Here is a 12,233-nt window from a genome sequence, read left to right on the forward strand (position 1 = left end):
AAATTCTAAAGGAGAAGTCATGAAACTGATCGGCATGCTGGACTCGCCCTACGTGCGACGCGTCGCCATTTGCGCCAAGTGCCTGGGCGTTGCCCTGGAGCACGAGTCCGTTTCGGTGTTCAGGCATTTCGAACAGTTCCAGCGCATCAACCCGGTGGTCAAGGCCCCGACCCTGGTGCTGGACGACGGCAACGTGCTGATGGACTCCACATTGATCATCGACTACCTCGAGGCCTTGGCCGCGCCGGGCAAAAGCTTGATGCCGGTCGACCTTGGGCAACGGCTGCGCTCACTGCGCCTGATTGGCTTGGCCCTGGCGGCGTGCGAGAAGTCGGTACAGATCTACTACGAACGCAACCTGCGGCCGACAGAGATCCAGCACGCCCCCTGGGTTGAACGCGTGGAAGGCCAATTGGCGGCGGCCTATGGAATGCTGGAACAGGAGCTGGAGAAACAGCCGTTGGGCACCGATGGCACACTCGATCAGGCCGGCATCAGCGTGGCAGTGGCCTGGAGCTTCACCAACCTGGTGGTGCCGGACCAGCTGCAGGGCAAGGCTTTCCCGTTGATCAGCGCGTTTACGGCTTATGCCGAAGGGTTGGAGGCGTTTGTCAGTACGCCGATGGAATAATCGGCTGTGAACAAAAAATCCTGGAGGTAACCAGAGTACCTGTGGAAGCAAAGCTTGCTCCCACAGGATTAGCTCAGGCCAGTTCCATTTCCTTGGGCTCTGCCGTCGTCGCCACCTCGAAGCGATCTTCCAGGAACGGGGTAATGTCCAGCGGCAACGGTTCGTTGTTCACCAGCTTGTCCAACAGTACCCCGGTGATGGCCGAGGTCAGGATGCCGGTGCGGAAATGCCCGCAGGCGTTGAGATAGCCTTGCACCCCGCGCATCGGCCCCAGGATCGGCAATTCATCAGGTGACCCCGGGCGCAGGCCGGCCCAGGTCCGCTTGAGGTTGATGTCGGCCAGTTGTGGGATGCACCGCACCGCGCCTTGCACCAACCCTTCGATCTCCGGATAGGTCGTGGTCACGTCGAAGCCTTTGTCTTCGGTGGTGCTGCCGATGAGGATTTCACCATTGTCTTTCTGCGCCACATAGCAGTCGCTGGTGGTCAGGCAACCGTTGAGGATCTTGGGCATGCGCTCGGTCAGCAGGATCTGCCCCTTGACCGGCTTGACCGGAATCCGCACGCCAGTGGCCTGCTCACTCAAGTCCGCCGCCCAGGCACCGGCCGCGTTGATCAGGGTCCGGCAGTTGAACGTCCCCGCCTCGGCGGTTTCCACGCCTGTGACCCGCGTGCCGCTGCGCAGCACCTCGGTCACGCTGGTGTTGAAGAACAAGTCGACACCGTTCTGCCGGGCGCCTTCGGTGTAGGCGTCGGCCAGGCGGAACGGGCTGACCTGGTGATCGCAGAGAAACTCCAGCGCCCCCAGGGCCTCATGGCTGACATTCGGCTCCGCCTCACGCAGGGCAGCCTGGTCAAGCCAGCGCACCTGGTCTGCCAGGTGGGGAATGCAGGCGACGATGTGCTCGGCGTACAAGCGGTCTTCGTCGTCGTAGATCACGAACTTGAGCCCGGTCTCCTCGAACTTGAAGTCCATGCCATGGTTGTCGATCAATTCGCGGTGCAACTGCGGATACATCGCGTTGGACTGCAAGGCGAAATCAAAGAACGACTGGGGCAGGATGTGCGGCGTACTGGCATCCACCGCCACGGCGGCGCCCTGGGCCTGGCGCTTGCGGTTGGCCGACATCATGCGAAAGAAGATCACTCCGCAACCCAAGCCCACCGACTCGCCAATGGCCCACAGGCCACCTGCCGAGGCACGGGTCGCATTGCCGGGGCGCTTGGCGTCGATCAGGGCGATCTTCAGGTGTTTGCGCTTGGACAGTTGATAGGCACACGAGGCCCCGATCACACCGCCGCCAGCGATGACCACGTCATAGTCCTTAATCATGGGAAACGGCCTCCATACCGACATTCTGGAACGCTGAAAAGGGAATCGGATCGATGGGGAAACGCGGCCGCAGCCAGCCCACGTCGGCACGCCCGGTGGCTTCACGCAAGCGGTCACTGCAATAGCCGACGCACATCCGCCCCTGGCAATCGCCCATGCTCACGCGGGTGCGCATCTTCAGGCTGGCCATGTCCTGCACGCCTTGCTCCAGCGCCCGGTCGATGTCGGCACGGGTGGCGTGCTCGCAGCGGCAGATCACCGTATCGGCGGCCGGCAACGCGGTTTGCCCGGCGCCACGCTGGGTGTAGCGATCCACGGCGGCGCGAAAGCGAATGATCCGCTCCAGTTGTGCCTGGTAGCGCTCCCGATGCGCCAGGGCGGTAGACGGGTCCAGCACGTTGCGTTGCATCAGGATCGACAGCGCCGCGATGCGCCCGCTCAGCATGGCGGCTTCACCGCCGCGAATCCCGCCCATGTCGCCAGCCAGGTGAATGTGCGCTTCGCTGCTTTGTTGCCAGGCATCGGACACGGCCCGCAAATAGCCGTCGTCGCTGAAGCCATGTTCCAGGCCCATCTGTTGGCTCAATTGAGTCCGCGGGATAAACCCGTAGCCGACTGCCAGCGTCTGGGCTGGAATCTGTTCAGCGCGTTTGAGGTCGGGCTCCCAGGTACTGGAATACGGCGCGACGGTCACATGGCTCAATTCACCTTCCCCGTCAGCCTGCACCACGCCCCAGCCATAGCGCACGGGAATGCGATTGAGCTTGAGGTAAGCCAACATGCTCAAGCCGTCGAGAAACAGTTGCGGCTTGTTCAGCAACGCCAGGCTTTCCTTGGCGATCCGGCCGAACGCACAAGCCTCATACACACCCGCCACCGCCACGCCCGATGCGTGCAGTTGGCAGGCCACCAGTGGCAACAACGGACCGGTGCCCGCGATCACCACTGGGCTCGGCGGCTTGACCACACCGCTCTTGATCTGCAATTGCAGGCCGCCGAGCATCATCACGCCCGCCAGGGTCCAGCCAGGAAACGGCACGCTGCGTTCATGACAACCGGCCGCCAGGACCAGATGGGAATAGGCGACCTCGCCCAGGCGCTCGTCGGCATCGAGCAGCATCAGCGCCCGGAAGCCTTCGGCACCGATGACACGGCTGCTCAATCGCACGTCGATCAGGCCGGCGTGGCGCTGGTATTCTCCGTGGAGTTTCTCCAGGGCTTCGCTGTAGCGCGGGCCCAGGTAATCCAGGCGCACACCATCACGCAGCGGCCCGCGATACACCACGCCACCCAGGCGCGGCGCTTCTTCGAGCAAGGTGCAGCGCACGCCGTGGGAGGCCAGTTCAATGGCCGCGGCCATGCCCGCCGGCCCACCGCCGACAATCACCGGATCGAGGTTCATGGCGCCTCCGTTTCGGTGATGCGGTTGACCCGGGTTTCGATCTGCATGCCAGGGCGCACCAGGGTCTGGCAGGCGCGGCGCTTGTGGCGACCGTCGATCTTGACCAGGCAGCATTGGCACACGCCCATGCCGCAATAGGCACCGCTGATCTGGTCGTGGTCGTTGCGGGCCACCTGGCGTTGTCCCAGGGACTGGATGACGGTGAGGACGGTTTCACCGTGGGCAGCGCCGACAGCCTGCCCGTCCAGGCGTACCGTCATGTCGGCCTGTGGCAGCGGCTGGATATCGAATTTTCGGCGTAGAAGGTCTGAAGGTTGCATGATACTGCTCTTCCTTGAAGATTCTGTGGGGGCTCGGCTCCTTGCGGCACACCATCACCGGTTCGCATCGGTACCCTGCAGCGGTAGCGCCAAAACAGGGCAACAGACGCAACATGATAGTGCGCACGAAATTTATGTTAGGGATTATTTGTGACCAAGTGTTGATCCAGGCCAGCGAAATGGCTCGCCGGCTCATGAACTTTTTTTCAGAAAGCCGACAGGTATTCTTTGGCAGAATGCTGCGCAATAGCACCAACTTCCCAACACGGTACCGCCCATGAACCGCATCCTGACCATCGAAGACGACGCCGTGACCGCCCGTGAAATCGTTGCCGAGCTGACCCGCAACGGCCTGGATGTCGATTGGGTCGACAACGGCCGCGAAGGCCTGGAACGGGCGGTGAGCGGCGACTACGACCTGATCACCCTCGACCGCATGCTGCCCGAGCTCGACGGCCTGGTAATCGTCACCACGCTGCGCACCATGGGCGTGGCCACGCCGATCCTGATGATCAGCGCCCTCTCCGACGTGGACGAGCGGGTCCGCGGCCTGCGGGCCGGCGGCGACGATTACCTGACCAAGCCGTTCGCCACCGACGAAATGGCCGCCCGGGTCGAAGTGCTGCTGCGGCGCAACAATGGCGCCCGCGAACCGGAAACCGTGTTGCGGGTGGCTGACCTTGAGTTGAACCTGATCAGCCGCGAAGCCAGCCGCAACGGGCAACTGCTCAGCCTGCTGCCCACCGAATACAAGTTGCTGGAGTTCCTGATGCGCAACAGCGGACAGATCCTCTCGCGCATGATGATTTTCGAGGAAGTCTGGGGCTATCACTTCGACCCCGGCACCAACCTGATCGACGTCCACATCGGCCGCCTGCGCAAGAAAATCGATCCGCCGGGCCTGGAACCGCTGATTCGCACGGTACGGGGTTCCGGCTATGTCATTGCTGAACCCCGCTAAAGGCTGGCGCTCCTCCAGCAGCCGCCTGCTGGCGCTGTACAGTTCGCTGTTCGTGATCTGGAGCGCGATCCTGATGGGGGTCATGTATTACGAAGTGTTCGGCTACCTCGACAGCCTGGCCAAGCACTCCCTGATGCAACGCCAGCACCTGTTCGCCCGGATCCATGGCGATCAACTGGAAGATGCGCTCATGGCCAGCCTGACGCTGGACGAGCGCGGCGTTGACGCCTACGGCTTGTTCGATCCACTACTGCGGCATTTGAGCGGGCCGATCGTGCGGATCCCGGCGGACCTGCCGCTGGACGGCAAGATCCACATGCTCGGCGGTTGCGTCGATTCCGACGACCCGAGCGTGCCTTCCGACAGTTGTGACGCGGTGGCGACCCGGACCCAAGACGGCCGCTGGCTGGTACTGGCGCGGGACAATGGTTCGCTGTTCGCCGTGACCCGCATCATCTTGCACGCGCTGTTCTGGGGGGTATCGCTGACGATCCTGCCGGGGATCGCCGGCTGGCATCTGCTGCGTCGCCGACCGTTGCAGCGGATTCGCAAACTGCAGGCCAGCGCCGAAGCCATCGTCGCCGGCGACCTGACCCACCGCCTGCCGCTGTCGAGCCGGCGTGATGAATTGGACATGCTGGCGGCGATCGTCAATGCCATGCTCGAGCGCATCGAACGCTTGATGAATGAGGTCAAGGGCGTGTGCGATAACATCGCCCATGACCTGCGCACCCCTTTGACGCGTCTGCGCGCCCAACTTTATCGCATCCAGCAGCAAGCGCCGGACGGCTCGCCCGAGGCCTTGCAAATGGACCAGGTGATCGGCGAAACCGACACCCTGATGGCACGGTTTCGTGGCTTGTTGCGGATTTCCGAGCTGGAAGACCAGCAACGGCGCTCGGGCTTCGTGCGCCTCGACCCGTTGCAGTTATTGCAGGAGTTGCATGACTTTTACCTGCCGCTGGCCGAGGAAGGCGAACTGACCTTCATCCTGGAGGCGCCTGATGCCCTGCCCCTGCTCAACGGCGACCGGGCATTGCTGTTCGAAGCCGTGTCGAACCTGCTGAGCAACTCCATCAAGTTCACCCCGCCGGGAGGCACGGTGATACTGCGCGGGGTCGATCAGGGCGACAGCACGCGCATCGAAGTGCTCGACTCAGGCCCGGGCATTCCCGATGCGGAGCGCAAGGCCGTGTTCCGCCGCTTCTACCGTGCCGAGGGCAGCAGCCAGCACGGCGGATTCGGCCTGGGCCTGTCGATCGTCGCGGCGATCGTCAATCTGCATGGGTTCACACTAGAGGTGGGCAGCAGCGAATACGGCGGCGCACGGTTGGTGCTCGATTGCCGGGGGACGTTGTTGTAGCCATGGGACTGGAACAGCACCTGTGGCGAGAGTGCTCGCTCCCGCCAGGAACTGCGCAGAAGCTGCGCAGAAGCTGTGTAGGAACTGCGCAGAAGCTGTGTAGGAGCTGTGTAGGAGCTGTGTAGGAGCTGTCGAGTGCAACGAGGCTGCGATCTTTCCCCAGACACTTGAATCTCAAGCGAAAGATCAAGATCAAGATCAAGATCAAGATCAAGATCAAAAGATCGCAGGCTTCGCCAGCTCCTACAGAAGATGGTCACTGCGATGCAGCGGGATGTTTTCCAGCTCATAGCGCAGCTCGTCGATCAACTTTGCGATGCTCTCTTCCGACCGGACGCTGTCGACACTCATGCCACTCACCACCAGGTCTACTTCACCGCTTTCACGATGATACAAGCGCACGGTGAGGGTCCCGTCACCATTGAGGCTGCATTCGCAAGCCAGCGGCGTAAAGCTTTCTTCGAGGCGGGCGCGCAAGGGGGCCAGATGGGTCATGCGATGCACCTCAGCCGCGGGGGCGCAAATGAACGGTGGACAGTGCCGGCCTCCTGGTTCGTATAGACATCCTGTCGCTCTCATACTGAGTTCGTTCTCTGCACATTGTGGCGTATTCCTTGACTGTTTCGTGGGGACGCGACATCACGGACGATGTCGCACACTGACAGCCTAAGGAACCGCCTCTCCCTGCAAAACCCGAATTTGCACCAGCACGCCCGGTGCATTTGCACTGGCTATCATGGTGCCTTCCTGCGCCATTCATTAGCGAACAATCCCCGCTCCCGCGCCCAGACAATCGCCTCGCTGCGGCTATGGACATCGAGTTTCGAATACAGCGTAGCCACGTGATTGCGCACGGTGTTGGGCGCCAGCTTCAGGCGCGCGGCGATTTCCTTGTCTGCCAGGCCTTCGCAAATCAGCCCCAGCACGTCCCGCTCCCGGGCCGTCAGCTCGGTGAATGACACACTCGGCACCTGAGCGTTGATGCTCTTCACGTTGGCCAGTTTTTCAATCAGGGTCCGACTGAACCAGGAAGCGTCTTTCATCACTTCCTCAATAGCCGCCACCAACTCCAGCTCCGAACGTTTGCGCTCGGTGATGTTCATCAGCACCAGCAGGTAGCAAGGCTTGTCCTGGATGAGCACGGTATCGGCGGCCACCTCACAGTCGATGAGTTCGCCGCCCTTCTTGTGCACCTTGACGTCGATGCTTGAAACAGCGGCAGCCTTTTCCAGCCGGGCAAACAGCGCGGCGCTGGCATCCTTGTCGAGAAAGCCGACTTCCTCCACGGTCTTGCCCAACAGCTCTTCGCTGGCGTAACCGGAGGTCTGGAGAAACGCCTCGTTGACTTCCAACAACTGTTGTTCGGCGCTGCACACCAGGGTCGGTACGGGCGAGAGGCGGAACGACTTGGCAAAGCGCTCCTCGCTCTGGCGCAGCGCCGTTTCTGCCTTGCGTCGCGGCTCCATGTCCATGAAGGAAAACAGCATGCAGTCTTCGTCGTGCAGGTCCAGCGGCTGGCCGGCGACGATCACCTGTTTGCCGGTGCCGTCGGGCAATTTCAACTCGGCCTGCATTTGCGGAATGGTCGCGCCCTGCCCCAGGCGCTCGATGGCCAAATCGCGTTTTTCGGCGGCCTCAAGCACATCAAGCTCATACACCGAACGCCCGATCACCTGCTCGCGGCTGTAGCCGGTCATCTCCAGGAACCCCGGATTGACCTTGATGTAACGCAGGTCGCTGAGGCGACAGATCACCGCCGGGGCCGGGTTGGCGCCGAAGGTTTTCTCGAAGCGCTGCTCGGCGCTGGCCCATTCGGTGGCATCGCTTAAGATCAGCACGAGAAGCTCCGGCTCGCTGTTGCGGTCGGCCAGCACCATGCTGCGGATCCGATGCACCCAGGTGCGATCCGGGTCGGCCTGGGGCGTGACTTCCACCAGCACATCACTGAACTCATCGCCACGGGCAACCCGGGCGATGGGATAGTTGTCTTCGCTCAACGGGTGATTGTTGCGATAACGCAAATTGAAACGCCGGGCGTATTGCCGGGCCGTGGTGCCCAGCTCACGGAGGTCGTCGACCCCGTGCATCGCCAAGGCCGCTGCGTTGGCCCAGGCAATGGTCTGGTCGACCTCGATCAACATCACCCCGTCGGACAGCCCGGCAATGATCTGCAGCAATTGACGACGGTTGGTATCGGTGGTCGGGACTTGCTGATTCATTGGGTCTCCATGTGGTCGCAAGTGCATGGAGATTACGACCACCCGCAGTGACGACACGTTCCCGTAGGAGTTGCATAGAAGCTGCGCAGGAGCTGTGTAGGAGCTGTCGAGTGCAACGAGGCTGCGATCTTTCCCCTAACACTTGAATCCCAAGCAAAAGATCAAGATCAAAAGATCGCAGGCTTCGCCAGCTCCTACGGAAATCGGCATGCGCTGAAATATTGCGCAATTGCTTTTTCAATCGTCCTTCGTCGCAACGACTAATTTTCGATGATCTACATATTTTCCTTTGGAGATCACGCAATGCCCGCCGCAGCACATGGATGTCGTTTGCGTAAAGGTCGAGTAAATGAACCCGACCGAATCTATCTGCTGACTGCCGTGGTGTACCAGCGCCAACCTGTTTTTAGCGATTGGCGACTGGGCCGGCTGCTCGTCGATCAGTTGCGCTGTGCCGAAGAAGTCTCAATGGTGACCTCCCTCGCCTGGGTAGTGATGCCGGATCATGTGCATTGGCTGGCACAATTGCATAGCGGCAGTCTGGCCGAGCTGATGAGCCGCATCAAATCCCGCAGCAGCCGAGCGGTCAATCTTGCCCGTTGCCAGCAAGGCCGATTATGGCAGCGAGGCTACTATGATCGTGCGCTACGCAAGGATGAGGATCTGAAGGACGCTGCACGGTACATCATCAGCAATCCGTTGCGTGCCGGATTGGTGATGCGCGTGGGTGACTATCCCCTGTGGGATGCCATTTGGATTTGATGAGCAAAAAGATCGCAGGCTTCGCCAGCTCCTACATATCGACGCGTTCCCTGTAGGAGCTATGTAGGAGCTGCGTAGGAGCTGTCGAGTGCAACGAGGCTGCGATCTTTCCAAGACCAATTGAGTCCAAAGCAAAAGATCAAGATCAAGATCAAGATCAAGATCAAAAGATCGCAGGCTTCGCCAGCTCCTACATAGGCGTTCCCCCGTGGGAGCTACGATCTTTTAGCCTTCAAGCCGCCATGCGCCCCTCGGCAATCGCTTGTGAGGCGGCCAGCATCGCTCGCAGCAGCACCGCGCAGCCAGCGGCGAGGTCGTCCGGGGCGGCGTTTTCGATTTCGTTGTGGCTGATGCCGCCTTCGCAGGGCACGAAGATCATGCCGGCCGGGCCCAGTTCGGCGAGGAAGATCGCGTCATGGCCCGCGCCGCTGACGATGTCCAGATGGGACAGGCCCAGCCCCTGGGCCGCGCTGCGTACGGCGTCGACGCAGCCCTTGTCGAAATACAGCGGCGGGAAGTCGGCCGTGGGTTTCAACTCGAAGGTCAGGCCGTGCTGCCGACAGGTGTCTTCGATGACCTGCTTGACCTCGGCAATCATCGAATCCAGACGCGCCGGCTCCAGGTGACGAAAGTCCAGGGTCATGCGCACTTCGCCGGGGATGACATTGCGCGACCCCGGATAGGCTTGCAGGCAACCCACCGTGCCGCAGGCATGGGGTTGATGACCCAGGGCGGCGCGGTTGACAGCACCGACGATGATCGACGCGCCCACCAGGGCATCCTTGCGCAGGTGCATCGGGGTCGGGCCGGCGTGGGCTTCGACGCCGCGCAACGTCAGGTCGAACCACTTCTGCCCCAGCGCGCCCATCACCACGCCGATGGTCTTGCCTTCGTCTTCGAGGATCGGCCCCTGTTCGATGTGTGCCTCGAAATACGCCCCCACCGGATGCCCACTGACCGGACGCGAACCCGCATAGCCAATGGCATCGAGCGCCTGGCCCACGCTGATGCCTTCGGCGTCGACCTTGGCGAGGGTTTCTTCGAGGGTGAATTTTTCGGCGAACACGCCGGAGCCCATCATGCACGGGGCGAAACGCGAGCCCTCTTCGTTGGTCCAGACCACCACTTCCAACGGTGCCTCGGTTTCGATGTTCAGGTCATTGAGGGTGCGCAGCACCTCCAGCCCGGAGAGCACGCCAAAGCAGCCGTCGAACTTGCCGCCGGTGGGCTGGGTGTCGATGTGGCTGCCGGTCATCACCGGCGGCAGGTTCGGATTGCGCCCCGGGCGACGGGCGAAGATATTGCCCACCGCATCGATGCTGACAGTGCAGCCCGCCGCCTGGGTCCATTGCACGAACAGGTCGCGGGCCTGGCGGTCAAGGTCGGTCAGGGCCAGCCGGCACACCCCACCCTTGACCGTGGCACCGAGCTGGGCCAGGTCCATGAGCGATTGCCACAGGCGATCGCGGTTGATGTGCTGATGGGTGGATTGCAGAACGTCGATGGCTGCGTTCATGGGGATCTCCATTTTTTCAGGCATGTTTTTGGTGTGCTTGAGGCCGCTATCGCGATGAGGCCCTCCTTCACACCGCTGTTTTGGCAACGGACGGGCTCGCTCGCAGACTGCACAACCCGTAATAAATCACCCCGCCCAGCGCCGAGCCGGTGAACCAGCCGTAGCTGTAGAACCAACTGAACGCATCGCTGCCCAGGGACAGCAGCGTCAGCACCACCGGCACGCCAAAGGCGATGAAGCCGTTCCAGTTCCACGCCGGGTAGACGTCGTCGCGGTACAGCCCGGCCAGGTCCAGTTGCTGTTTCTTGATCAGGAAATAATCCACCACCATGATCCCGGCAATCGGCCCCAGCAGGCTCGAATAACCCAGCAGCCAGTTGGAGTAGACCGACTCAAGGCTGACCTCGGAGACGATCAGGCCAAGTTTCTTCAACAGTTCGTGGGCCATCAGCGCCAACCCCACCAGCCCGGTGAGCATCACCGCCTTGGTGCGGCCGATCAGTTTCGGCGCCAGGTTCTGGAAGTCGTTGGTGGGCGAGACGATGTTGGCGGCGGTGTTGGTCGAGAGCGTGGCGACAATGATCAGGACCATCGCCAGGGCCACCCACACAGGGCTCTGGATGTGCCCGATCAAGCTCACCGGGTCGGAGACGGTCACCCCCACCAGTTTTTCCGAGGCCGCGGTCATGACCACACCGAGGGAGGCGAACAGGAACATGGTCAATGGCAGGCCGATGACCTGCCCCACGATCTGGTCTTTCTGGCTCTTGGCATAACGGCTGAAGTCAGGAATGTTCAACGACAGGGTGGCCCAGAAACCGACCATGGCCGTCAGCCCGGCCAGGAAATAGCTGGTCACGCCAGCCCCTTCGGGACGCTTGGCCGGGACCGCCATCAGTTCAGTCATCGAAACGTTGGGCAATGCCCATAGCAACAGCCCCGCGCCCACCAGCACCAACAGTGGCGCAGACAAGGTTTCCAGCCACTTGATCGACTCGGCGCCGCGCAACACCACCCACAGGTTGATGACCCAGAACAGCATGAAGCCGATCACTTCGCCGGTGCCACCCAGGCTCTTCCAGCCTTCGAACACCGAGCCGAGAAGCAGGTGGATCGCCAGTCCGCCGAACATCGTCTGGATGCCGAACCAGCCACAAGCCACCAGGGCGCGAATCAGGCACGGCACGTTGGAGCCAATCACGCCGAAGGATGAGCGCAACAGCACCGGAAACGGAATGCCGTACTTGGTCCCGGCAAAGGCATTGAGGGTCAGGGGGATCAGCACGATGATGTTGGCAAACAGAATCGCCAGCAGCGCCTCGCCCACCGTCAAGCCGAAATAGGCAGTGAGCACACCGCCCAAGGTGTAGGTCGGCACGCAGATCGCCATGCCCACCCACAATGCGGTGATGTGCCATTTGTTCCAGGTTCGCTCGTGCACCTGGGTCGGCGCAATGTCGTGGTTATAACGGGGGCTGTCGAGGACGTCGCTGCCGGCTTCAAGCTCGAACAACCCGTCGCGCTCAGTCACTGTTGATCTGGTCATGTCCGCTCCACTGTTTTCATTATTTTTGCTCATCGACTGGCGATGGCCGGAGTACTTGCACGCGTGCTACCGACCACCTCGCCAGACTACGACGGCACTCAATAACCGTGCCGAATAACGCGCCGAGCTGACCAGACGATCGATATAACCTTCTCAAACATTTGATATTTAAAGATTTAA

11 protein-coding genes are annotated in these 12,233 nt (G+C 61.5%); 4 read left to right on the forward strand and 7 right to left on the reverse strand.

Annotated features, from left to right (window positions below; genetic code table 11):
- The first annotated feature begins 19 nt into the window (after positions 1-19).
- The gene (locus GFU70_RS16410; RefSeq protein WP_116641992.1) at positions 20-631 is read left to right on the forward strand and encodes a glutathione S-transferase; all 612 of its coding nucleotides are present in this window, start codon (positions 20-22) and stop codon (positions 629-631) included.
- 73 nt (positions 632-704) lie between these two features.
- On the opposite strand, the gene hcnC is transcribed toward GFU70_RS16410, so the two are convergent.
- From hcnC to hcnA, 3 genes are read right to left on the reverse strand one after another with little or no spacing between them, the layout of a single operon-like run.
- Positions 705-1,964 (reverse strand): cyanide-forming glycine dehydrogenase subunit HcnC, encoded by a 1,260-nt coding sequence (gene hcnC, locus GFU70_RS16415; RefSeq protein ID WP_116641991.1) that lies wholly within the window; start codon positions 1,962-1,964, stop codon positions 705-707.
- Positions 1,957-3,366: a cyanide-forming glycine dehydrogenase subunit HcnB gene (gene hcnB, locus GFU70_RS16420; RefSeq protein ID WP_058544482.1), complete on the reverse strand. Its 1,410-nt coding sequence runs from the start codon at positions 3,364-3,366 to the stop codon at positions 1,957-1,959. Before hcnB ends, hcnC begins: the two co-directional genes overlap by 8 nt.
- Positions 3,363-3,686 (reverse strand): cyanide-forming glycine dehydrogenase subunit HcnA, encoded by a 324-nt coding sequence (gene hcnA, locus GFU70_RS16425; protein ID WP_058544481.1) that lies wholly within the window; start codon positions 3,684-3,686, stop codon positions 3,363-3,365. Before hcnA ends, hcnB begins: the two co-directional genes overlap by 4 nt.
- Positions 3,687-3,963: 277 nt before the next feature.
- Here hcnA and GFU70_RS16430 point away from each other — a divergent pair, with 277 nt between their 5' ends.
- Together GFU70_RS16430 and GFU70_RS16435 are read left to right on the forward strand one after the other, a co-directional pair.
- Positions 3,964-4,647, forward strand: coding sequence for a response regulator transcription factor (locus GFU70_RS16430; protein ID WP_039592999.1), 684 nt, complete (start codon positions 3,964-3,966; stop codon positions 4,645-4,647).
- The gene (locus GFU70_RS16435) at positions 4,625-6,010 is read left to right on the forward strand and encodes a sensor histidine kinase (RefSeq protein WP_116641990.1); all 1,386 of its coding nucleotides are present in this window, start codon (positions 4,625-4,627) and stop codon (positions 6,008-6,010) included. The genes GFU70_RS16430 and GFU70_RS16435 overlap by 23 nt, the downstream gene beginning before the upstream one ends.
- 243 nt (positions 6,011-6,253) lie before the next feature.
- Here the strand turns inward: GFU70_RS16435 and GFU70_RS16440 are convergent, their stop codons facing one another.
- Entirely contained in the window at positions 6,254-6,505 is a 252-nt protein-coding gene (locus GFU70_RS16440) for a DUF1652 domain-containing protein (RefSeq protein ID WP_058544479.1), read from the reverse strand.
- Positions 6,506-6,744: 239 nt separating this feature from the next.
- Positions 6,745-8,229 (reverse strand): helix-turn-helix transcriptional regulator, encoded by a 1,485-nt coding sequence (locus tag GFU70_RS16445; protein WP_153388429.1) that lies wholly within the window; start codon positions 8,227-8,229, stop codon positions 6,745-6,747.
- Between the two features lie 303 nt (positions 8,230-8,532).
- Here GFU70_RS16445 and GFU70_RS16450 point away from each other — a divergent pair, with 303 nt between their 5' ends.
- Entirely contained in the window at positions 8,533-8,991 is a 459-nt protein-coding gene (locus GFU70_RS16450) for an REP-associated tyrosine transposase (RefSeq protein ID WP_153388430.1), read from the forward strand.
- A 232-nt stretch (positions 8,992-9,223) separates the two neighbouring features.
- Here the strand turns inward: GFU70_RS16450 and GFU70_RS16455 are convergent, their stop codons facing one another.
- Both GFU70_RS16455 and GFU70_RS16460 read right to left on the reverse strand, forming a co-directional pair.
- Positions 9,224-10,507 carry a Zn-dependent hydrolase gene (locus GFU70_RS16455; RefSeq protein WP_058544476.1) on the reverse strand — a complete coding sequence of 428 codons (1,284 nt, stop codon included), beginning with the start codon at positions 10,505-10,507 and terminating at the stop codon, positions 9,224-9,226.
- 67 nt (positions 10,508-10,574) lie between these two features.
- Positions 10,575-12,053: an NCS1 family nucleobase:cation symporter-1 gene (locus GFU70_RS16460; RefSeq protein ID WP_058544475.1), complete on the reverse strand. Its 1,479-nt coding sequence runs from the start codon at positions 12,051-12,053 to the stop codon at positions 10,575-10,577.
- Positions 12,054-12,233: the final 180 nt, after the last annotated feature.

Origin of the sequence: Pseudomonas brassicacearum (genome assembly GCF_009601685.2) — a bacterium.
GTDB lineage: Bacteria > Pseudomonadota > Gammaproteobacteria > Pseudomonadales > Pseudomonadaceae > Aquipseudomonas > Aquipseudomonas kilonensis_B.